This window comes from Luteolibacter sp. (assembly GCF_039920825.1).
Classification (GTDB): Bacteria; Verrucomicrobiota; Verrucomicrobiia; order Verrucomicrobiales; family Akkermansiaceae; genus Luteolibacter.
The window spans coordinates 40,711-62,196 of record NZ_JBDSCX010000063.1 but is presented as its reverse complement, the minus strand read 5'-3'; the positions used below and the strand labels follow the sequence as shown (position 1 = coordinate 62,196).

Sequence of the window (21,486 nt, the reverse complement as noted above, 5' to 3'; positions counted from 1 at the left end):
CGTTTTTAAAGGTTCATCAGCGAGAAGGCAGCGTTTCCCACAACCTCCCCCGACCCCCTAAATACATGATTTGGTGGCAGGAATGTTGCTTTCATTTGGTATCTTGAGCCCCCTATTTCCATCACGATTTTCCGGTGCGGAGTTGTGCCTTCGACTCGCCATCCCGCTCTCCCCCAATGTGCTTCCCCCCTGATGTACCCAGGTTCCGGGTGCTCCAAGCCTTCGTCGGCATGGGGTTCTTCCTGTTAGCGTCGCAGCAGGGATTTTCCGCCGCGCCGACAGGGGTGACCTTGAGCCCGAATACCGTGGTGGAAAATGATCCCGCCAACAAACTGGTCGGCAATCTCACTGCGGTGGATCCGGACGTAGGCGATACTCACACGTTCAGCCTGGTGGAGGGGACGGGAGGAGAGGACAACAACGGCTTCATTATTTCTGGAAACCAGGTGCGGCTTCACTACGGAGTGATCAAGGCTGACGGGAAATTCGTCGATTTCGAAACGGAACCGATGACCTTTCACGTTCTGGTGAGAACGACGGATTCCACAGGCAAGACGTTCGATCAACCGCTCTTGATCCCAATGCTCGACGACCGGACCGAGGACGCGGATGGCGACGGGCTAACGGAATCGCAAGAGGAGGATTTATATGGGACCAGCGACGTGAACGTGGATTCGGACGGTGATGGTTTTGGCGACAGGATCGAAGTCATCAACGGCTCTTCGCCGACCAATCCCAACAGCATGCCGAACTACGCGCTGGTTGGTTGGGGGAGCAATCAGGCCAAGGAGTTGCTGGCACCTGACGATGCCGCCTTTTCCTCCATTTCCACCGGCCAGTATCACAGTCTCGGGCTGAAACCCGCGGGCACGGTCGCGGCATGGGCGGGTTTCAACGCTTACGGACAGACTTCGGTTCCGGCCGGATTGAATCAGGTGGTCGAGGTGGCGGCAGGCGGCGACTACTGGTGGCAGGATTCGGCCCACAGTCTTGCCTTGAAAAGCGATGGCTCGGTGATCGCGTGGGGGTGTAATGAGGAAGGCCAAAGCACGGTTCCTTCCGGTCTAAACGGTGTGGTGGCGGTGGCCGCGGGCCGGGCCCACAGTCTGGCACTCAAGTCGGATGGCACCGTGGTGGCCTGGGGGGCGAACCTTCACGGACAATCAACGGTCCCTACCGGCCTTGCGAGCGTGGTCGACATCGCCGCGGCCGGGTTTTTCTCGATGGCGTTGAAAAGCGACGGCTCGGTGGTGGCATGGGGAAGATATTTCGATGGCGAGGACTGGCAGAGTGCCGCAGCTCCCACGGGGCTGGCAGACGTGGTCGCCATTTCCGCCGGTATCTATCATGCGATGGCGTTGAGAAGCGACGGTACGGTCGTCTGCTGGGGTTACAACGGTGACGGACAATCCTCCGTGCCTGCGGAACTCAACAACGTGGTCGCCATCGCCGGTGGTGGATTCCACAGTCTCGCCTTGAAAAGCAACGGCTCGGTGACGGGGTGGGGATCGAATCGAAGCGGGCAGATCACGATCCCTAACGGGGCTCTGGGGCAGGTCCGGATGATCTCCGCGGGATTGCAACACAGTCTGGCATTGCGAAGAACCGCAGGCACTGCGGAAATTACCAGCAGCGACAGGATTCTCGGCTCGCCCGGCGTCCCGCTGACCCACCAGATCGTGGTTGCGAACGCCACTCCGAGCTTGTTTTCCGCGATGGGATTGCCCGCCGGTCTGACGTTGAATCCACAACTCGGGGTGATCAGCGGAACCGTCGCGGGTGGTGCGAGAAGCACGGTCCACCTTGTGGTGAATACCAATCAAGGACAGTTGAGCCAGACGCTGTGGCTAAATGTCTTCAACGGGAATTCTCCGACAGCGATCCACTTGAGCCCGGCGGCGATTGTGGAAAACAGCGCCGTGGATGTCGTGGCGGGCACCCTGAGTGCCGACGATCCGGATGCCGGCGACACGCATTCTTTCGAATTGATCGACGGAGTGGGATCAGGCGACAACCATTATTTTCGCGTCGCAGGGAACCAACTGATCGTGAATCAAAACATCGATCGTGACTACGAACTGAGTCAGCAGCCGTTGAGCGTGCGGTTGCGCGTGCGGGACGCCTCGTTGAATCCTTATGAAGCTGTCATCATGCTCCAACTGCTGGATGATCGTGGCGAGGATGTCGATGGTGACGGGCTAACGGAAGCTCAGGAAGAGGATATCTATGGAACCAGCGACACGCTCCAGGATATGGATGGCGATGGCTTCGGCGACGGCTTCGAGGCGAGAAACGGAACCTCACCGCTCAATGCATCGAGTTTCCCGACGGGCAACATTCTAGTCTCTTGGGGAAGCAACGACCACGGCCAGAGGGATATTCCCGCCGGCCTCGGAGAGGTCGTGATGGTGTCTTCCGGATGGCGGCATAATCTCGCGTTGCGGAGCAATGGAACCGTCAGTGCCTGGGGCTGGAACGACGACGGTCAGACGATCGTTCCCGCCGCTCTATCAGGAGTGACAGCCATCAGTGCGGGAGATTACCACAGCATGGCATTGAAGGCCGACGGCACGGTGGTCGCGTGGGGCGGAAACGCTGACGGACAGGCGACCGTGCCGCTGAATCTGGCTGATGTGGTTGCGATTTCCGCCGGTAGCTATCACAGCGTGGCGCTAAAACGCGACGGCACGGTTGTGGCATGGGGCGACAATGGATATGAGCAAACCAACGTGCCGGCGGGACTCGACCACGTCGTGGCGATTTCTGCCGGAGGCTACCATACGCTGGCGTTGAAAAGCGACGGTCACGTGGTTGCCTGGGGCAGAGACTGGTTGGGGGCGGTCACCATTCCAACAGGCTTGGATAACGTGGTCGGCATTGCTGCGGGTGGGTTTCACAGCCTTGCGCTCCTGCGCGGTGGAACCGTGGTCGGATGGGGAGATAATGAAGAGGATCAGGTGCTCGTCCCTTCGGGGCTCGGTGACGTGGTTGAAGTCAAAGCAGGTTGGAAGCACAGTATCGCGGTCAAAGGCGACGGAACAGTCGTATCGTGGGGATCGAATCTTTATGGTCAGGAAACAGTGCCGCTGGAGGCCCTTCAGGTTCAGGAGATCGCTGCCGGGAGTTTTCACAATCTTGCAATCCGACAGGCCACTGGATTTCCGAAAATCCTGTCAAACACTACTTTGCATGGATGGCCGGGTCAGGTGGTGACTTATCCGGTCGCCATCCAAGGTGCGACCGCCAGTGAATTCAGCGCGATGGGGCTGCCTGCCGGACTGTCCATCAATCCTCTAACCGGAGTAATCGGAGGCACGGTGACAACAGGCGAGATCCGTGCTGCCAGGATCATGGCGACCACCGACAAAGGAGTGCTTACCCAGATGATCTGGATGGACACGGTCAGCGGGCATCCGCCGACAGCCATCTCGTTTTCACCGGCTGTCCAACAAAGCGGGCAGGCGATACTGATGGAAAACAGTCCTCCAGACACGGTGATTGGGAATTTAGCTGCTTTTGACCCGGACGCCGGGGACACGCACCAGTTTGTCGTGCGGGTGACCAGCGGCTCGCAGGATCCCTACTGCCTGACAACCTCGGGCGGGCAGTTGCTCGTCCAATCCAGCGCGGGTGTGGACTACGAAGCCGGTGGCACCATGGTCTTCCAAGTACGTGCGACCGACCAAGGTGGAAACTATACCGAACATGCCTTCACGATCCAGCTTCTGGATGACCGCACGGAAGACTTCGACGGAGATGGAGTGAACGAGGCAATGGAGGAGGATGTCTTCTTCACCAGTGATTTGGTTTTCGACGACTTCTCAACGGCGGACGGGGATCATGACGGAGTGCCGACGCTCATCGAGTATGCGTTCAATCTCAACCCGCAGGCGCAGGACGCCGGAAATTTGTTAGGCGGTGCCGGGTCCACCTCCGGTTTGCCGATCAGCCGGATTATCGTCGATCCACAAGGGCAGCGGCGGCTTCGGCTGGAATATTTGAGAAGGATCGGCAGCGGGCTCAGTTATGTTCCGCAGTTTTCCAGCGGATTGAATGCGGCCCAGTGGAATCCGGGGGTACACGCGGTGGAGGTGACCCCGGTGAACGCGTCGTGGGAACGCTGTTTGATCGATGACTACGAGTTCACCCCGAGTCCCGCCAAGCGATTCGGCAGAATCAAGATCAGCCGATAGTCTCCGGCTTGCGGACAGGAGCGGATTTTCCGTGGGTGACTTTCACCGGAGTGCCGATTTTGGTAACGTCATATAAAGTGGGCACGAAATCCCGTGGCAGCCGGATGCATCCGTGGGACGCCGCTTCGCCGGGCCGGGGGATGTCACCCGCGTGCATGCCGACCCCGTAGTGGGTGACCCGCATCCAGTAATTCATCGGTGCGGGGGAATAATGGTCGCCCGGCGGCACCGGCGATTTGGGAGTGGCGTCGCCGTTGGTGACTTTTCCCGTTGCGTCCGCGATCCAGCCGTAGCGGTCGGAATATTTCACCGGCATTTTCTCGGTGATGGTGTAATTACCGGTGGCCGTCGAGTGGCCTTCCTTGCCCGAGGATACGTAGGACCAGCCAATGGGCCGGTCGCCGCGTTTGTAGGTGGCGATTTGTTTTGTTAGGTCGATTTCCACGCTCACTTCACCCGGACCGCCGTCGTCGTGCCATTCATACATGACCTGACGCGCCCTTGCCGGATCCTTCGGCGTAAATAGCCCGCACGAAGTTGTGAGAAATGTCAGACAAAGGGCGGAAATCAAAGCGGAGGAACGGGGCATCATGAGTGGAGGGTGAACCGATGAAAACCAATCCGAAACCGGTGGATTTGCCAAGTGGCTTCTCTTTCCACCTTGAAAGACCTGCCTTCCGAGGCTTGTTTGTGACTCGATGGCCGAATCCGAAAATCTCCAACAATCCGCCCCCGGCGAATGGGCGGCCGGACTGCCCGCAGTCACTTCGGCGCTGAGCCACATCCTCCGCGAAGCCGGGCCGTTTCGCGGAGCCCGCGGCTTGTTGGAAATGAACCAGGCCGGTGGATTCGATTGTCCGAGCTGTGCATGGCCGGATCCGGATCAGGGCCGATCGTTCGCCGAGTTTTGTGAAAACGGAGCCAAAGCCCTCGCATCCGAGTCCACCCGCAAGCTCGCCGACGCCGATTTCTTTGCCAGACACTCCGTCGCGGAACTATCAGAGAAGAGCGACCACTGGCACGAACAACAGGGCCGGATCGCGATGCCGATGGTCTTGCGGCAAGGAGCCACCCATTACTCTCCTGTCTCATGGGCGGATGCGTTCTCGATTCTCGCCTCACATTTGAAAAAACTGGCCTCGCAGGACGAAGCCGTTTTCTACACCTCGGGACGTGCGAGCAACGAGGCGGCGTTTCTCTATCAACTCTTTGCCCGCAGCTACGGCACCAACAACCTGCCCGACTGTTCCAACATGTGTCACGAATCCAGCGGGCTCGCCATGAAGGAGTCCATTGGCATTGGCAAGGGCACCGTCACTCTCGATGATTTTCTCGAAGCCGACACCATTCTCTGTGTTGGCCAGAATCCCGGAACCAACCATCCGCGGATGCTCTCCACTCTCGAAGCCGCCGTGAAGCGCGGGGCCTGCCTCGTTTCGATCAATCCGTTGCGCGAGGCCGGGCTCGTCGGTTTCGTTCATCCCCAGCATCCGATCGCAGCTTTGTTAGGCCGGCCCTCGCCGCTCGCCTCGCGATTCGTGGCGGTCCGGGTCAATGGCGACCTCGCCCTGTTTCGGGGCATCGCGAAGGTCCTCCTGGAAAAGGAGTTCTTCGCCCCCGGAACCATCATCGATTCCACCTTCATTCGCGAACACACGGAGCGGTTCGAGGCCTATCGATCGCTCGTCGATGCGACCGCATGGCCCGAAATCATCCGCATGAGCGGCATTGGCGAGGTGGAAATCCGCGAACTCGCGGAAACCCTGTTGGGCGGCGACCGCCGTGTCATCACCTGCTGGGCGATGGGACTCACGCAGCATCGCAATGCCGTTGCCACCATCCGCGAGGTCGTCAATGTTCATTTGTTGTTAGGATCCATCGGTTGTCCGGGTGCCGGGCTTTGTCCGGTGCGCGGTCATAGCAACGTGCAGGGCGACCGAACCATGGGGATCTTCGAAAAAATGCCCGAGCCATTTCTAGCGGCACTCGACCGCGAGTGCGGAATTTCCTCACCCCGTGCCCATGGCTACGACACCGTGGCCGCGATCCACGCCATGCAGCGAGGTGCGGCCAAGGTCTTCTTCGCCCTTGGCGGAAATTTCCTCCAGGCTTCTCCCGACACCGGCTACACCGCCGATGCGCTGCGGAAGTGCGATCTCACCTGCCACATCTCCACCAAGCTCAACCGCAGCCACCTTGTCACAGGCCGCACCGCCCTCATTCTGCCGTGCCTTGGCCGCAGCGAGCGCGATGGCGACGGGAAATTCGTGACCTGTGAGAACTCGATGGGCGTCGTCCAGATGTCCCGTGGTGTCCTCGCCCCCGCATCGGAATACCTGCTCAGCGAGGTCGAAATCATCGCCCGTCTCGCGGAAGCGGTGCATGGCGCTAACAGTCCCATCCTCTGGCGCTGGCTGGCCGAGGACTACGATCGCATCCGCAATCTCATCGAACGGGTGGTCCCCGGATTTGATAATTACAACCGCCGCGCCCGCGAGTCCGGCGGCTTCTATCTACCCAATGCCGCCAAGAAGCGCGTTTGGGAAACGACCTCCGGCAAGGCGAACTTCAGCCTCGCTCCGATGGATGTTTTCGAGCCCTCCTCCGGCCGCCTCGTTCTCCAAACCCTTCGCAGCCACGATCAGTTCAACACCACGATTTACGGAATGGATGACCGTTACCGCGGCATTGCCAACGCGCGCCGCATCATCCTCGTCAATCCCGAAGACCTGAAGGAAAGGGGAATCGCTCCGTGCTCTCCAGTCGACATCACCAGCATCTGGGGCGACGAACGCCGCATCGCAAAGAGTTTCACCGCAATCCCCTACGAGATGCCCAAGGGCAGCGCCGCAGCCTATTTTCCGGAGGCCAACGTGCTGGTCCCCGTTGGCAGCCAAGCCGAAGGCAGCGGAACTCCGACGAGCAAGGCGGTGGAGATCGAGATTGCTAGCAGTCCCAAATAATGTTCCCGCTTCTTATCGGGTTATCCTCACCGCCATCGAAGTGGCGTAGTGCTGGAATCCCAGTGATTCGGCGATGCGGATGGAACTGCGGTTCGATTCCAATGTCCGATATTGGGGAAGCAGCCCGGCTTGAATGACTTTTACTGCTAGATGTGCCACCGCACTGCGACCGAAACCTTGATTTCGAAAATCGGGATGAGTGATGATGGAGATGTGAGCGATGCTACCACCCCAAATTTCGTAGCCTGCGACGGCAACCAGTTTCTCCCCGGAGAATACACCCGAGCATGGATTCTCAACTGGACTGCCGCCGTGTTCCCACTCGGTTGTGTCGCACGATTGCTCCAAGGCCATCAGTGCCGTCACGTCATTGGAGCTCAAAGATCGCACAGGATGCGAAGGTCCGGAAACCGCCGATGCGTAACCGATATACGCTGGTCCGATGACTCTCGTTGCGACGGGCTCAAGAGCGGACGCCAAACTGTCGGGCGAACAGTCATTGGTTAGATCGGATAGTATTCCGCGAAGACTCTCAGCCTGATCGGGTGGAATGGATACCGTGACCTTGCCACCACGAAAAATAGCGAACACTCCGCAGTAATCGATCAATTCTCCACCGTGAGTGATAAGATGGAACGATCCCGAGAAAAGCTCGTCGGCTACGCAACCGAAATGAGATGCCCAATAGGCATCGGCGACGGCGATTGTGTGGTGGTCCAGCATGGCTTGGACTGCGAGGATTGCGACACAATCGGCTCACTCTGCCCGGGAGATCTCGATTCCTAACAAGCATACATCATCGTCGAAGTGCTGGCCTTCTGAAAAGGCGAGCACGCTGGAGAGGATGCCGTCGAGAAGCTGCTCAAGCGGTTCGTCGGATTGGTTGCGGATGATTTCCATCAGGCGGTTTTCGAAAAACGGTTCGCCACTCTGGTTTTCCGCTTCGAGGACACCGTCCGTGAACAGAATCATGCGTCGGATATCAGAGAGTTCGATCTCGTTAGTCGGGTAGCACGCACCATGGATCAGGCCGAGGCCCGGGCCTTTGTGAGCCCGTTCGTTGGCGATCTGGCGGACGCCGTTGCGCCCGGCGATGATTGGCCCGGGATGGCCCGCGCAAGCGTATCGGAAGGTTCCCTCATCGAGATCGATGAGGCCATAAAACGCGGTGGCGAACATCGTGGTGCCGGCGCGTTCGAGGATGGCGGCGAGTCCGTCGTTGAGACCTTGGAGGAAATGGCCGGGTTCGTTGGCTTGGGCGCGTTGTTTTTCCAAGAGGCCGCGGAGCATGGCGACGATGAGGGCGGATCGGACGCCGTGGCCCATGACGTCACAAATCAGGACGCCGAAACTCGTTTCCGTGACTTTCATGACTTCGAAGAAATCACCCGCCAGTCCGGAGATCGGGATGTAACGGGCACCGAAAAGCAGCTGGCTTCCATCGCTGCCGTTGGCCGTTGGAAATCCTTCGCCGGCGAGGGCTTGCTGGATTTCCCGGGCGAGCAGGAGTTCTTCTTCGTAAGCCTCGTTTTTCAACTGCAACTGGTGGGCGAGATGCGTGGCTTCGCGCTCGGCTTGGACCAGTTTGGTGACGTCGCTGGAGACGCCGAAGGTTCCCTTGATCTGGCCTTGGCGACCGCGCCATGGAAATTTGGAGGTAATGACCCAGGTTTCCGTGCCTTCGTGCCAGGTTTCGTGCTCGAGTTGGTCGATGATGGGCTCGCCGGTTTCAATGATGCGTTTTTCGTCATCCTCGGCAGGCTTCCAGTGGTCGAAGTCGAAGAAGTCCCGGTCATGCTTTCCGATCAATTCGCGTTCGTGGTCGAATCCCATCCACTCGGCCATGCCTTGGTTGGCCATGGAGAAATTCGAGTTCAGGTCCTTGAAATAAATTTGCAGCGGGACGTGGTCGATCAATTGCCGCAGGAGATGGCGCTCTTCCTCGACCTGCGCTTCGGCGGCTTTGCGCAAACTGATGTTGATCATCGAGCCTGCGACCCGGCGGGCTTTGCCCTCGCGGTCGCGGACGACGGTTCCGCGGATTCTCAACCACCGCCAGTCGCCGCTGCCGGTGCGGACGCGGGCGTCCACGGCCAGGGTTTCAGGCCCGCCGTCCTGAAGGGCTTGGGTGACGGCCAATTCAAACGCACGTTGCTCCTCCGCATGAATGTTCTCGTAAGGCGGGATGAAAAGATTCGGGGCGCGACTTGTGCCGCATTCGATGAACTCGAGAATCCGGCGGGAGTAGAAAATGTCCTGCTGATCGATTTGCCAGTCCCAGATTCCCTCGTTGGACGCCCGCAGCGCCAGTTCCAACCGCTCCAGCTTGACGACATTCCGTTCCCTCAATATCTCCGGGTTCTCGTTCATTCCGCTAGCAGATTGCGTGGTGTTTGCCCGGATCGCAACCGGATTTCGCCGGGAAATGAAAGTCGCTCGCGGACGGCCGGGTGCTGGCGGGTTGACATTTGGCCTTGGCGGACCTTGGTTGAACGAAGTGATTGATGAAACGGGAAGACAGGTGCTCAAGGGAGTATCGCGCTCGTTTTACCTGACGCTGAGGATGTTGCCGGTTCCGATGCGCGGGGCGGCCAGTCTTGGTTACCTGTTGGCGCGCACCAGTGATACGTTGGCGGATTCGGCGAAGGCACCTTACGAGGCGAGATTACAATTTCTCGACCAGTTCGGCGTGGCGGTTTCCGGAGACCGCGATGCGCCGCGATGGCCGGTGTCGATCCTGAACTCGGTGCCAGATGCCAGAGAACGAAATCTGCTAGAGGGCTCGGCGGATTTGATTGCGTGGCTGCGCAAACTTCCTGCCGGCGAGGCGCAGTTGGTGCGGGAGGTCGTGGAAATCATCATCGGCGGACAACGATTGGACTTGAAACGCTTCGCCGATGCCCGCCGCGAGCATCCGGTCGCACTTTCTGATGACGCCGCATTGGAAGACTACGCATGGCGGGTCGCAGGTTGTGTCGGGGCGTTCTGGACGAAGCTTGGATTTTTGACACTGGGAGACCGGTTCTCAATTTCCACCGAGGCGGATCTGTTGGAGCGCGGAATCGCTTTCGGCAAAGGGCTTCAATTGGTGAATATCCTGCGGGATGTCGGTGAGGATCTCGCCTGCGGCAGATGCTATCTTCCGGTTGCGAATCCACACGATCGTGTCGCGTTGCTTGAATGCCATGCGCGCTGGCTGGCTCGCACCATCGATTGGGTGAGGGAAGGGGAGCGCTACGCCGCCACGTTGAAATCCCGCCGACTGCGGGCCGCTACCGCATTGCCGGCATTGATCGCAAAGAAGACCGTGGAGTCGATGGCAGGTGCGACGTGGGACCGACTTCATACGCGGATCAAGGTGCCGAGGAGTTTTGTTTACCTGTCGCTCTTCAGGGCATTTACCACGGCTCCGGGAAGCATGAGCCGATGAATGATTTCCTCCGCAAACCATGGCCACCAAGGAAATGCGCGGCTTGGTGATCGCGGAATTCCGTTGCAATGAGGTGGAGCCGAGGGCGATAGTCCGCCCACGTGACCGCCTGTAAATCCGCCCATTTTCTTCGTCGATGCGTTCTGATGCTGATCGCCGGTGGACTAACTGTTTTGGGATCCCATGCCGCGCCTGCTGCGGTCGAAACGGCTCCGGAAGTGAAGGAGGCTCCCAAGGAAACCACGCTTCCGGCTCCCGTTCCCGCGAAGGAAGTGAAACCTCCCGGCGAACCAGTGAAAGCCACCACTGAAAAGCCTGCCGACCCGGCGGTGGGGATCGATCCTGATGACGAAGCGGCGGCGGAAAATCTCGAAGCTCAGAAGGCCGCGGTGGCCAAGCCCGTGACGGCGGACCTCGTGCAGGTCTACGGTTGGCGCGAGCACATCTTCATCAAGGGAGTCGTCGAGAAAACCCAGGCCAAGCTCGATACGGGCGCGCTAACCAGCTCGATCCACGCCGAGGAAAAGGAACTCTTCGAACGCGACGGGAAAAAGTGGGTCCGCTTTATCGTCACCGATCCGAGTTTGAAAAAACCGGTGCGCACGCGAATCGAAGCGCCGCTTGTTAGGATCGCGCGCATCAAGGAGCCGGGAGGGCAGTCCACGCCGCGCGAGGTGGTACGATTGAGTTTCACGATCGGCGACCGGAAATGCGGCGGAGAATTCACGCTCAACAACCGCTCGAACATGCTGGCCCCAGTTTTGATCGGACGAAACATGATCAAGGTGCTGGGGTGGGTCGATCCCAGCCGCACCTATCTGGCGGAACAAAAGATTTTTCGCTGAACGCCTTCCCCTGATCCGACCCGCATGAGTCCAAGGTGGAAATTAATTACGGTTGTTTTCCTCCTGATCGCTCTGGGCGGCGGGCTTGCCATTTACAAGGTGAAGTCGCTCGGAGTTCCGTTCTGGAAAGGCCAGCAGGTGAATGAATGGCAGGTCGAGGCGCGGGTTTCGTTCCTTGCTACCGGTGAGAAAGTAAAGGCGCGCCTGTCACTGCCGTCGTCCGCCGTCGAGCAGAAGAGCGGTCAGGAAGCTGGATCGCTCGGCTATCATTACAACGTGGAGAAAAACCTGGGCGAATACACCGCGGTTTGGTCGGCCGACAACCGCGAGGATAGCCAGGCGCTCTATTTCCGCGTGCGTTTCCCCGAGGGAGTTCGCAGCGGAGGTGAGCCGGAACCCGGCGAAGTTCAATCTTCCGATGCCGATACTCCGAATCTAACTGGTTCGCTCGGCGAGGCGGCGAACAACATCGTCAACCGCGCGAAAGGCATTTCAAGCGATCCCGATTCGCTGTTCATTTCCCTTTTCGACCAGATCAAGATAGGCGAGTCCTCCCAGGAGTTCGTGCTGGTGAAGCGGCACTACGAAAAGGAATTCAAGCGCAATGCCACCATGACAATGGGCATCGACCTGTTAGCGATGGCCGGTGTTCCCGCCCGGCTTGCCTACGGGGTGAAACTGGACGAAGAAACGGGAAGTCAGGCGCCGTTGCCGCTTGTCGAATACTATGACGGCGCGTATTGGAAAGTCCGCGATCCGGCCGAACCGGCGGCTGTGCTCGATGGACGTTCGATCTTTGTCTGGCATCGCGGCGGAGGTCCTTTACTGGACGTTACGGGCGGTGAGAACTCGCGCGTGGCGTTCACCGTCGTCAAGGATCGGATTCCCCTGGCACGCATGACCGACCTCAGCGATTCGCCGTTGATGGTTTCCACGATCCTCGGTCTCCCCGTCGCCGAGCGGGCCGCTTTTCGCTATATTGTTCTCATTCCGTTAGGCGCTTTTGTCGTCGTGCTGATGCGCAACATCGTCGGCGTGCCGACGCTGGGCACATTCATGCCGGTGCTGCTGGCGCTGGCTTTGTTGGAAATTCCGTTGCTGCGCGGCCTGCTGATGTTCGCGATCATCGTGGCCACCGGGCTGTGGTTTCGTTTCCTGTTATCCCGGCTCAATCTCCTCGTCGTGCCGCGGGTGGCGGCGTGCGTGGTCATCGTTACGCTGTTGATGATCATGATGACGGTGGTCGGATACCGTATGGGCATGAGTGGTGGCGTTCAGATCACATTGTTTCCGATGATCATCCTCGCATGGACCATCGAGCGCATGTCGCTGATCTGGGAAGAGGAGGGGAAACGCAGTGCCATCACCCAAGTCGGAGGTTCGTTGATCGTCTCGGTGCTCGCCTATCTGTTCATGCGGGTGCCGCAGATCCAGTATTGGGCGTTCTATTTTCCTGAACTGTTATTGGTGCTGTTGGCCGGGATACTGATTATCGGCCGTTACACCGGCTATCGGATATCAGAATTGATCCGTTTCAAAACTTTCGCCGATGCCTGATGTCCCGCAGCAAGTGAAAGGCAAATGGTGGCATCGCTGGATGCGCACTCCGGCCGAACTGCGCAAACTCGGCGTCGTCGGCATCAACATGCGCAACGCACGGTTCCTGCTGCCTAACAATCCCAGGGCTCTTTACCGGTTGGTCGATGACAAATTGCAAACCAAGGCACTCGCCGAGACTGAGGGACTCTCGGTGCCGGAAACCTACGCGATCATCCGTTCGCCCCACGAATCCGCGCGGATCGAGGAAACGCTGGCAAAGCACGCCGCGTTCGTGATTAAGCCGTCGCGTGGTTCCGGCGGCAGGGGCGTGCTCGTCATCGACGGCCGCGAAGGGAAAAACTACGTCAAACCCAGCGGGAGTATTCTTACTGGCGATGAGATCCGCCACCACGTTTCCAACATCCTGGCGGGGCTTTTCAGCCTCGGCGGCCAACGGGACTGCGCTCTCGTCGAATATCGGGTTCGGCCCGCCAACGAGATGACCGAAATCAGCTATCAGGGCGCTCCGGACATCCGGATCGTGATGCTACACGGCTATCCGGTCATGGCCATGCTGCGGGCCGCGACGCTGGAGTCTGATGGCAGGGCGAATCTCCATCAGGGGGCGCTCGGCATCGGGATCGACATTGACACCGGTCGCACCGTCCGGGCCGTGCATCATGGCAAGCCGGTCACCCGGCATCCGGATCTGGAAATCGATTTGATAGGAATCCAAATGCCCGGGTGGGACAAGATCCTCGACATCGCCGTCACTTGTCAGGAGATGACCGGACTCGGTTACCTTGGCGTGGATCTCATGATCGACGAAACCCACGGCCCGCTGATGATCGAGGTCAACGCCCGCCCCGGACTGGCCATCCAGATGGCCAACGGTGTCGGGCTGCTGCGGCGGTTAGAGCCGGTGGCCGCGCAGCACCAGCTTCATCCAGGAGCCGGGCATTCCGAGAAAATCGAATACTCGCGGAAACATTTTGGGGCATCCGGCAAGTGAGACGGAATTCTCCCCGTCAGGTGCTTTTGGCGACTTTTTTTAACGGCTGTGGGGACTCAGTGCCCGAGCGGGCTCTCTCCGGAAGCATCCCCGAGGTGGGACATGTTTTCCGGCAGGAATTTCTTGAAGCGGGTTTTGTCGATGGCCTTCATGTAGGCTTCCTCGGGCGAGATCATGCCTTCGCGGAGCTTGGACCAGATGGATTCGTCCATGAACTGCATGCCCTCGTTTTTACCGCCGGTGATGACGTCGTAGAGTTTCTGGGTGGCACCTTCCCGGATAATGGCGGCCACGGCGGGGGTGGCGAACATGATTTCGTGAACGGCGGTCCGGCCGGGTTTGTCGACGCGCTTGCAGAGAAGCTGGGCGACGACGCCACGCAGCGAGGCGGCGAGCATGGTGCGGACCTGCGACTGCTGGTTTGCGGGGAACACGTCGATGATCCGGTCAACTGTCTTGCGGGCGTTGTTGGTGTGCAGCGTACCGAAGACGAGGAGTCCGGTCTCGGCGGCCGTCAGCGCGAGCGAAATGGTTTCCAAGTCGCGCATTTCTCCGACGAGAACGATGTCCGAATCTTCACGCAGGGCGGCGCGGAGGCCGTCGGCGAAGGACGGGGTTTGGATCGGAACCTCGCGTTGAGTGATGATCGATTGCTTGTTGCGATGGACGAACTCGATGGGCTCCTCAACCGTGATGATGTGGCGGTTGAAGTTGATATTGATGTAGTCTAGCAGTGCCGCCAGGGTGGTGGATTTCCCGGAACCGGTGGGTCCGGTCACCAGAACAAGGCCGGCGCGCATGTGGCCGAATTCCTTGACGACATCCGGCACGCCGAGGCTTTCCAGCGAGGCGATCTCGGTGGGGATCAACCGGAAAACGGCGGCAAGTCCGTTTTGTTGCTTCAGATAGTTGCAACGAAAACGGGAGTCCAAGTCCATTTCGTAGGCGAAGTCGAGGTCGCCGCCTTCGATGTATTTGGCAAAGGCCTTGGGATCGCAGATTTCCGCCAGCAAATCCCTGAAGCTTTCGCCCAGAAGGACTTCCTGATCTGGAATCAGGGTGACCGCGCCGTGGACGCGGATCTTTGGCGGCTGGCCTTCGGACAAGTGAAGGTCCGAGCCTTTGGTAGCGATCAGATAACGGAAGAGGGTGTCGATCTTGGCCATGTGGGAAGATTAAGGAAAATGGGAAAAAGGAACGGTGTCCGGGGAAGGTGGGTTTGTGAAGACGGCTCCTATCAGGATTCGAGGAACGTTTTCATCTGGTTCTTGTCATCGGAACGGAACAGCGTCTCGTCCCGCGAGATGACGCCCTTGACGTAGAGCTGCCGGAGCGACTCGTCCATCGTGATCATGCCGACGTTCTTACCGGTCTGCATGACGCCGGGAAGCATGAAGGTTTTTCCCTCGCGAATACAGTTGGAGACGGCGGGCGTGTTGACGAGGAGTTCGAGTGCCAGGACGCGGCCGGTTCCGTCCGCCTTGGGCACGAGTTGCTGGGATAGGATTCCGCGGAGCGACTCGGAGACCATGATGCGGATTTGTTCGCGCTGGTCAGTGGGGAAAACGTCGAGCACCCGGTCGAGGGTCCGCGGAGCGTTTCCGGTGTGAAGCGTGCCGAGAACCAAGTGGCCCGTTTCGGCGGCGGTTAGGGCAAGCTGGATGGTTTCCAAGTCGCGCATTTCTCCGACCATGATGACGTCCGGGTCTTCCCGCAGGGCACCGCGGAGGGCGCGTGCGAAGGATTCGGTGTGTTTGTGGACCTCTCGCTGGTTGACGTGGCAGCCCTTGGATTCGAAGACGTATTCGATGGGGTCCTCGAGTGTGAGGATGTGGTCCTCGCGGTCGCGGTTGATAAAATCGACGAGGGCGGCGAGGGTGGTGGACTTGCCGGAACCGACCGAGCCGGTGATGAGGACGAGACCGTTCTGATAGCGGGTGAGCGGCAGAATGTGCTCCAGCGGCAGGCCGATGTCTTCGAGAGATTTGATCTTGTCGTTGATGATCCGGAAAACCAGATCGAGCCCGAGGCGTTGCTTCACGACCGAGGCCCGGTAACGGCCGTTAGGCGCGGAGTAGGCGAAGTCGATGTCGCCGTGGGTATTCAAACGATTCCATTCCGCTTCGCCCAGGAACGACTTGGCAAGGCGATGGGTATCCTCGGCGGTCAACGGGGGATGGTCGCCCCAGATCGGGGAGAGCTGGCCGAAGCGTCTCCAAGCGGGCGGGTATGCCGTCGCAAGATGGAGATCGGAGCAGTCGTAGTCGCGCCCGAGTTGGAGATATTGATCGACGTGATCAAGAACCTGATGTTCAGCCATGAGATGGGTTTATTGGAGTGGAGTTGGTGAATGGGATGGATCCACGGCTTGGGGAGCGAAGGCTCCGTTGCCGCGTGGGTGACCGGAAAGGTAGTGTTTTGCCTGACCGGAGAGCCAGACTTTTGCCAGAGGACCAGCGACGGTCAAGATGAGACCGATAATCCTAATGGGTAAACTTTGGTTTGCCTTCTCAACACGAGCCGGCTTGCGTCGCAAAAACAAACTGGCGGCCAAACCCGATGCCAGCGATCCGAACAACCAGCCTGTCGGATGGCTCTTCAGCGAATTCCGGACACGAGCCGGGACATCGAGCCGATGCTTCAGGGCGATCGCTTCGTCCTCCAGACACGCGCGGGCGCTTTCGCCCAGCCGGATCAATCGTTCGACTTCTTGGCTTTTTGAAAGTTTTCGATCCATTCGCGGTCTTTTTGAAATTCAGCGCGGGTGTGGGGAAATGCAGGATTTCCCGATGGTTTTGCCAGTTTGGCGAAAATGACGGCAAGGAGGAGATGGAAAACGGCGACCCCGATGGCGACCCAAGCCCACGGCCAACCCGTGGAACTGGCGATCAGGGAAACACCGCCCGCCAGCAGAAGGGTCCATGCGAAAAAGACACAACCCACCACTGCCAAAAATAGGCCGGCGCGTTTGGCACCGTCTCTGGCGGCATCCTTGGATTCCAGTTGGATAAGGGCGACACGGGATGCGATTAGGCCCATGAGAGCCTCGCGCCAATTGGCTGGCGGAAGTGGATGGGAACTCGAACCCAACCCACCGGGTCCCGCGTCAGCCGCGGAACCCCTGTCAGATGAAGAACTCATGAGACTGCGATGAAACATTCACCTGACGACAAGTCAGGATTCTTAGCGGCGGACGATGAGGCCGACGAGGAATCCCACACCGAGGGCGCTGAGCACGCATTTGGTGGGATTTTGACGAATGTAATCTTCCGCTGTGACGTGAAGTTCCTTCGCTTTGACCCGGGTGTCCTGCCATTGTTCCGTGGCGGATTCCTTGAAATACTGGGCCTTGTCGGTGGCGACAGCTTTGAAGGCGTTGGCCTTTTCCGTGGCGGCTGCCTTGAACTGAGTTGCCCGTTCAGAGGCGGTATCGCGGAACTGCTGGGCGGTTTCGATGGCGCGATCCTTGAGGACCGTCGCTTTTTCCTCGGCCGTATGGACGAATTCGCGAGCCTTTTCACCGGCGGCGGCACGGAGATCGTTGGCGGCTTGTGCCACGGACGGAGTTTGGGTGAAACCCGCTTCCGGATCGAGACTGTTAGGGGTGGAGAAGGGACTGGACATGGCGTTTGGTTTTGAGGGTCAGCTGAATCCTCATGATGCAACTTTTCTCGGAAAGATTTGTGACACCTCCCACCGCCCTGCGCAAGGCGTGACTTTCAAAAATGTCAGTCATTCGCCGCCCGAGATCACCCTAGCCCTCGGCGGTGTCTGCAGGATCTGGTTTTGGGATTCCGGTGGAGAGGTGAATTTCATGGACTCCCATTTCGGGTCTTTCAGCGCCCCGCTGCCATGAAATTGGAAAAGTCCGGAAAACGGGCGGAGCGGCATCGTGATGAGGCCCAACAGAAAGCCGCGCGCGTTCATGCGGATGGTCATGTCGATCGTGCGATCGTTCATGTTCACCGAACCGTCGCCGGCGAAGTTCAGCGACTTGGTAGATGTTTGGAAATCGTTGCTGCTTAGGATACCGTTTTCGATCTTGAACGTGCAGAACGCATTTTTCGCCATTTGTGTTCCTGCCGTTTCGTCATTGAGCACGCCGCCGATCAGAGGAGTGAGCGGGCCGAACATGGGGACGGAAAACAACTCGGTTTTCTCCACCGCCAGCAGGCCCTCGCCACCCATGGTTTCCACTTTTCCATCAGCCAGCGAAAAATCGATCCGTCCGGTCGTGGTCCCGCCGCCTTTCATCTGGAATCCGTAAGTCGAGGTCACAAGGGGGATCGAGAGCTTGGTCCAGCTCAGGTCGCCTTCGAGTCGGCCTTTGCCGAGATATTCGATCCGACCCGCAACGGGACCTTCGAAGGCATCCACCTTCAAATCGCTAACAATCGTCCGCTCGCCACGGATGTCCACCTTGCCGGAGGGCTGGCCGAGGGTCACGTTTTCTCCCAGAAACAGATAGTCGGCGGGGTGGCTCGAACTGAAGGCTATGTGCAGATCCGTCCGGCCCTGCGGAGTGACATCGACGACACCGGATGCTTTGAGCTCCGGAGGCTGATGGAAACGGTATTGTTCGAGCGAGTCGGCCACCGGGGTGGCGAAAAAGCGGACCATCGGCGCGGCCCAGATGGCACCGACGACATTTTCCACTTCGACCAATTTGTTAGGCGCGTCGTAGCGGATGCGGCCCACTTTGGCGGTGGCTTCCGCGGGGCCGCCGAACGCTTTGCGCAGCGGATATTTCGAATAATTAAAGACCACGGTGCCGTCGTGGAAATCGAGCTCGTAATGATTGAGGGTGAACTTGCAATTCGCGGAGTTCACCGGCACCCCCTTGTAGTTGACGTTTTTCACGGTGCCGCCGCCGGTGTAGGCCCATGCGGTTTTGTTGGATGCGTCGAAGCTGCCCTCCAGTTTGACGTCCACCGTGGCACCCTCCCGTTCGCTGAAATCGTTGAGAACCATTTCCAACGGCTGGCCCACGAAGAACGGCCGATAGACCGGTATCGGCAGCGTGGTCTTGAGGTCCAGTCTTACCACCGGCCATTCGATCAGCGCCTTGGCGTGGGCCGCGCCGTCACCCCGAGCCAGCTCGACATCGCGAAGGAAAAGAATGTTGTCGCGCCAGGAAAACGAACTTTCCACGGAATCGAAAAGCACACCCCGCAGCATCACTGACTCGCAACGGACATGGCCGGTGGTGCGGATCTCGGGCTTGTTGTTCTCATCCAGTTTGAAATCACCTTCGGCCTCCACGATTTGTTTGCCGCCAATTAATACTTGTTGGAGTGACGGCAGGCCGAGCCATGTTGTTAGGAGCTGCGGGATTTCCAGCGACGAGGAAATGTCGAACCGGCCCTCGCGGGAATGGATGTCATAATCCACGTGTCCGTCGAGCACTCCGCGTGAGTCGGTCGCCTTGAGCGAGGTGATCGTGAGCAGATCTCCCGCGAGATCGGCTTGGGCGGTAACTTGATCGAGCATGTGGCCGTTCTTCTCCATGCCCTTGATTTGCAAACCGACTTTCGCGGTGATGGAGGAGCGGTCGTTGACATCGCCCTCCACGACGATCTGAAGCGCCGGCGGGTGATCCTCATTGAAATGCCATTTGCCCAACTCGCTGATCACGCGTGCCAGAAGTTCCCGGCGTTTGCCCGCGTTTTTGTCGTCGGGAGGCGTTTTCCCGGCTTGTTGATAGCCAATGAGGCGGGCGTTGAGGCTCACATCGATTCCCGCGATTTTTCCGCGGGCGCCTCGGATTTCGAGGCGCCGGTCGCCCGGCATGAAAATGGTGCCATACGCGTCGGTGACGTTGAGGGTATCGGATTTCGGATCGTCTGGATCGACCGGCAGCACGAGTTGGGCGTCCTTGAGCTGGATCTTGTTCAGATGGATGATGCCGCGGGCGAGCCGTGTTTTGTCGAAATCCAAGATGACCCGTTCGAGTCGTGAGATTTCCCGTAAATGTTCGGGTTCGGAGTAAACGCGGAGATCGCTGGCGATGACTCCCTTTAACGGAACGTAACGCAGGCTGCCGATCTTGATGTGCGCTCCTTGTTTCGAGACCGCCTTCTCGATGGCGACCCGCCATGACTCCGGCATGCCCGTGTGATTCGCCCACCAGAGACCACCGATCGCCGCGAGAATGGCGGCGAAGACCAGCAGGAACGCAAGCGAGCGCAGGTTCCGGGCAAGGTGAAGGCGATACATGGGTAAGTCGCGCCGACCTTAGGTCGCCCGGATTTGAAAAGCAACTCAGGGCACCAATCCTGCTTCGCGAAATGAATAGTAAGCCACACGCCCGGGCGAGGGTTTGCCGATGATCACGTGATCGAGGAATTTCACCTGCATCAAGGCGGCCGCCTCGACGAGCCGCTTTGTGACGAGTTCGTCGGCCCGGCTCGGACTCGGATCGCCCGAGGGATGATTGTGAATCAAAATAAAACCGTAGGCCCCGCGGGTGATCACCGGCCTCAGAACTTCGCGCGGATGGGCGTTGGATTCATTGACCGTTCCAACGGAGACCACCGTGGTCCCGACGTGTCGCAGCCGCGTGTCGAGGACGGCAACGACCACCTGTTCCTGCGCCAAATGCCGCATTTGAGGGCCGAAAAAATCGTGAATCAGCTCCGGAGTATCGAGCGGGATCTCCCGCAGTTGCTCGCGAGCCACGCGGGTGCCGAGTTCGAACGCCGCCGCCAATTTGGACGCTTTGGCCAGTCCCAGCCCTTTGACCTTGGATAATTCCGCGACCGGCAACCCGCCCAAAGCACCCATCGAGCCGTATTTCGCGATCAAATTGCGCCCGATGTCGATCGCGCTTTGTCCTTTCGTGCCGGTGGAAATGAAAAGCGCCATCAGCTCGGCGTTGTCCAAGGAAGCGGGGCCGAGTTGAGCTAGTTTTTCCCTCGGTCGCTGGTCGTATGGCATGTCTTGGATGCGCGAACTCTGGAATTCATTACCGTCCTGAAGGCTGGTAGGAAATGGAGTAGGGGACGCTTTTGTGAGCATTTGAACACGCTAACGATTTTATTCCGGTTGGCAAGCACTGGAAACACAGGCTGGAAATTGGAACGCGGTAAGATTACTCTCGCGGCATGGCGTGGGTTCTTTTTTTCGATGGTGACTGCGCGTTCTGCTCGGCCTCCGTGCGGCGCGTGGTAGCTTTGGACAAGGAAGGGCGCGTCGAATTCGCCCCCTTGCAAGGAAAGCTCGCTGGCGAAAAAGGATTTTCGAAATTCGCCGCGACCGAGAATGGCACCATGGTCCTGCTGCGGGAATCCGACGGAAAAGTCTTCACGCGCAGCGATGCGTTGATCGAACTGGCCCGAGTGCTCGGCGGCTGGTGGCGGCTCACGACGCTGGCCCGTTTCATCCCGAAATTCCTGCGCGATTCGGTTTACGGCTGGATCGCCAACAACCGCTACCGCTTCATGGGGAAATCCGATACCTGCTCGCTGCCCGATCCGGAAGTCCTGAAAAGGCTGCGCGAGTAGAC

17 protein-coding genes are annotated in these 21,486 nt (G+C 59.0%); 7 read left to right on the top strand and 10 right to left on the bottom strand.

Annotation, left to right across the window (positions count from 1 at the left end; translation table 11 throughout):
• The first annotated feature begins 209 nt into the window (after window positions 1-209).
• A complete protein-coding gene (locus ABIQ96_RS18755) occupies window positions 210-4,193 on the top strand; it encodes a cadherin domain-containing protein (protein ID WP_348216163.1) in 3,984 nt (1,327 codons plus the stop codon).
• Here ABIQ96_RS18755 and ABIQ96_RS18750 read toward each other — a convergent pair.
• The gene (locus ABIQ96_RS18750; RefSeq protein WP_348216162.1) at window positions 4,183-4,785 is read right to left on the bottom strand and encodes a L,D-transpeptidase family protein; all 603 of its coding nucleotides are present in this window, start codon (window positions 4,783-4,785) and stop codon (window positions 4,183-4,185) included. The two genes, ABIQ96_RS18755 and ABIQ96_RS18750, sit on opposite strands and share 11 nt — an antisense overlap.
• A gap of 106 nt (window positions 4,786-4,891) precedes the next feature.
• Here ABIQ96_RS18750 and ABIQ96_RS18745 point away from each other — a divergent pair, with 106 nt between their 5' ends.
• Window positions 4,892-7,156, top strand: a complete 2,265-nt coding sequence (locus tag ABIQ96_RS18745; protein WP_348216161.1) for an FdhF/YdeP family oxidoreductase — start codon at window positions 4,892-4,894, stop codon at window positions 7,154-7,156.
• Window positions 7,157-7,168: 12 nt separating this feature from the next.
• Here ABIQ96_RS18745 and ABIQ96_RS18740 read toward each other — a convergent pair whose 3' ends face one another.
• Both ABIQ96_RS18740 and ABIQ96_RS18735 read right to left on the bottom strand, forming a co-directional pair.
• Window positions 7,169-7,879, bottom strand: coding sequence for a GNAT family N-acetyltransferase (locus ABIQ96_RS18740; protein ID WP_348216160.1), 711 nt, complete (start codon window positions 7,877-7,879; stop codon window positions 7,169-7,171).
• 33 nt (window positions 7,880-7,912) lie between these two features.
• Window positions 7,913-9,526 (bottom strand): SpoIIE family protein phosphatase, encoded by a 1,614-nt coding sequence (locus ABIQ96_RS18735; RefSeq protein ID WP_348216159.1) that lies wholly within the window; start codon window positions 9,524-9,526, stop codon window positions 7,913-7,915.
• A 55-nt stretch (window positions 9,527-9,581) separates the two neighbouring features.
• Between ABIQ96_RS18735 and ABIQ96_RS18730 the strand changes: the two genes are divergently transcribed.
• The 4 genes from ABIQ96_RS18730 (at window position 9,582) to ABIQ96_RS18715 (ending at window position 13,982) form a co-directional block, all read left to right on the top strand.
• Entirely contained in the window at window positions 9,582-10,586 is a 1,005-nt protein-coding gene (locus tag ABIQ96_RS18730) for a squalene/phytoene synthase family protein (protein WP_348216158.1), read from the top strand.
• 146 nt (window positions 10,587-10,732) lie between these two features.
• Window positions 10,733-11,431: a RimK/LysX family protein gene (locus tag ABIQ96_RS18725; protein WP_348216157.1), complete on the top strand. Its 699-nt coding sequence runs from the start codon at window positions 10,733-10,735 to the stop codon at window positions 11,429-11,431.
• Window positions 11,432-11,455: 24 nt separating this feature from the next.
• Window positions 11,456-12,988 carry a UUP1 family membrane protein gene (locus tag ABIQ96_RS18720; RefSeq protein WP_348216156.1) on the top strand — a complete coding sequence of 511 codons (1,533 nt, stop codon included), beginning with the start codon at window positions 11,456-11,458 and terminating at the stop codon, window positions 12,986-12,988.
• On the top strand, window positions 12,981-13,982 hold the full coding sequence (locus ABIQ96_RS18715) for an alpha-L-glutamate ligase-like protein (RefSeq protein WP_348216155.1): 1,002 nt from the start codon (window positions 12,981-12,983) through the stop codon (window positions 13,980-13,982). Before ABIQ96_RS18720 ends, ABIQ96_RS18715 begins: the two co-directional genes overlap by 8 nt.
• A 56-nt stretch (window positions 13,983-14,038) precedes the next feature.
• Here ABIQ96_RS18715 and ABIQ96_RS18710 read toward each other — a convergent pair whose 3' ends face one another.
• From ABIQ96_RS18710 to radC, 7 genes are all read right to left on the bottom strand, one after another.
• Window positions 14,039-15,148 (bottom strand): PilT/PilU family type 4a pilus ATPase, encoded by a 1,110-nt coding sequence (locus ABIQ96_RS18710; protein ID WP_348216154.1) that lies wholly within the window; start codon window positions 15,146-15,148, stop codon window positions 14,039-14,041.
• A 71-nt stretch (window positions 15,149-15,219) separates the two neighbouring features.
• On the bottom strand, window positions 15,220-16,302 hold the full coding sequence (locus ABIQ96_RS18705) for a type IV pilus twitching motility protein PilT (RefSeq protein WP_348216153.1): 1,083 nt from the start codon (window positions 16,300-16,302) through the stop codon (window positions 15,220-15,222).
• A 9-nt stretch (window positions 16,303-16,311) separates the two neighbouring features.
• The gene (locus ABIQ96_RS18700) at window positions 16,312-16,719 is read right to left on the bottom strand and encodes a hypothetical protein (protein ID WP_348216152.1); all 408 of its coding nucleotides are present in this window, start codon (window positions 16,717-16,719) and stop codon (window positions 16,312-16,314) included.
• The gene (locus ABIQ96_RS18695) at window positions 16,677-17,021 is read right to left on the bottom strand and encodes a phage holin family protein (protein ID WP_348216151.1); all 345 of its coding nucleotides are present in this window, start codon (window positions 17,019-17,021) and stop codon (window positions 16,677-16,679) included. The genes ABIQ96_RS18700 and ABIQ96_RS18695 overlap by 43 nt, the downstream gene beginning before the upstream one ends.
• A gap of 144 nt (window positions 17,022-17,165) precedes the next feature.
• Window positions 17,166-17,606: a hypothetical protein gene (locus ABIQ96_RS18690; RefSeq protein WP_348216150.1), complete on the bottom strand. Its 441-nt coding sequence runs from the start codon at window positions 17,604-17,606 to the stop codon at window positions 17,166-17,168.
• A 108-nt stretch (window positions 17,607-17,714) separates the two neighbouring features.
• Window positions 17,715-20,198: an AsmA-like C-terminal region-containing protein gene (locus ABIQ96_RS18685; RefSeq protein ID WP_348216149.1), complete on the bottom strand. Its 2,484-nt coding sequence runs from the start codon at window positions 20,196-20,198 to the stop codon at window positions 17,715-17,717.
• Between the two features lie 45 nt (window positions 20,199-20,243).
• Window positions 20,244-20,999 (bottom strand): DNA repair protein RadC, encoded by a 756-nt coding sequence (gene radC, locus ABIQ96_RS18680; RefSeq protein WP_348216148.1) that lies wholly within the window; start codon window positions 20,997-20,999, stop codon window positions 20,244-20,246.
• Between the two features lie 86 nt (window positions 21,000-21,085).
• Between radC and ABIQ96_RS18675 the strand changes: the two genes are divergently transcribed.
• Window positions 21,086-21,484 carry a DCC1-like thiol-disulfide oxidoreductase family protein gene (locus ABIQ96_RS18675; RefSeq protein WP_348216147.1) on the top strand — a complete coding sequence of 133 codons (399 nt, stop codon included), beginning with the start codon at window positions 21,086-21,088 and terminating at the stop codon, window positions 21,482-21,484.
• Window positions 21,485-21,486: the final 2 nt, after the last annotated feature.

Excerpts from the sequence above, each read along its gene's own strand:
- ABIQ96_RS18750 (WP_348216162.1), bottom strand. The coding sequence starts at position 4,785 with ATGATGCCCCGTTCCTCCGCTTTGATTTCCGCCCTTTGTCTGACATTT.
- ABIQ96_RS18745 (WP_348216161.1), top strand. The coding sequence starts at position 4,892 with ATGGCCGAATCCGAAAATCTCCAACAATCCGCCCCCGGCGAATGGGCG.
- ABIQ96_RS18740 (WP_348216160.1), bottom strand. The coding sequence starts at position 7,879 with ATGCTGGACCACCACACAATCGCCGTCGCCGATGCCTATTGGGCATCT.
- ABIQ96_RS18735 (WP_348216159.1), bottom strand. The coding sequence starts at position 9,526 with ATGAACGAGAACCCGGAGATATTGAGGGAACGGAATGTCGTCAAGCTG.
- ABIQ96_RS18730 (WP_348216158.1), top strand. The coding sequence starts at position 9,582 with ATGAAAGTCGCTCGCGGACGGCCGGGTGCTGGCGGGTTGACATTTGGC.
- ABIQ96_RS18725 (WP_348216157.1), top strand. The coding sequence starts at position 10,733 with ATGCTGATCGCCGGTGGACTAACTGTTTTGGGATCCCATGCCGCGCCT.
- ABIQ96_RS18720 (WP_348216156.1), top strand. The coding sequence starts at position 11,456 with ATGAGTCCAAGGTGGAAATTAATTACGGTTGTTTTCCTCCTGATCGCT.
- ABIQ96_RS18715 (WP_348216155.1), top strand. The coding sequence starts at position 12,981 with ATGCCTGATGTCCCGCAGCAAGTGAAAGGCAAATGGTGGCATCGCTGG.
- ABIQ96_RS18710 (WP_348216154.1), bottom strand. The coding sequence starts at position 15,148 with ATGGCCAAGATCGACACCCTCTTCCGTTATCTGATCGCTACCAAAGGC.
- ABIQ96_RS18705 (WP_348216153.1), bottom strand. The coding sequence starts at position 16,302 with ATGGCTGAACATCAGGTTCTTGATCACGTCGATCAATATCTCCAACTC.
- ABIQ96_RS18700 (WP_348216152.1), bottom strand. The coding sequence starts at position 16,719 with ATGGATCGAAAACTTTCAAAAAGCCAAGAAGTCGAACGATTGATCCGG.
- ABIQ96_RS18695 (WP_348216151.1), bottom strand. The coding sequence starts at position 17,021 with ATGGGCCTAATCGCATCCCGTGTCGCCCTTATCCAACTGGAATCCAAG.
- ABIQ96_RS18690 (WP_348216150.1), bottom strand. The coding sequence starts at position 17,606 with ATGTCCAGTCCCTTCTCCACCCCTAACAGTCTCGATCCGGAAGCGGGT.
- ABIQ96_RS18685 (WP_348216149.1), bottom strand. The coding sequence starts at position 20,198 with ATGTATCGCCTTCACCTTGCCCGGAACCTGCGCTCGCTTGCGTTCCTG.
- radC (WP_348216148.1), bottom strand. The coding sequence starts at position 20,999 with ATGCTCACAAAAGCGTCCCCTACTCCATTTCCTACCAGCCTTCAGGAC.
- ABIQ96_RS18675 (WP_348216147.1), top strand. The coding sequence starts at position 21,086 with ATGGCGTGGGTTCTTTTTTTCGATGGTGACTGCGCGTTCTGCTCGGCC.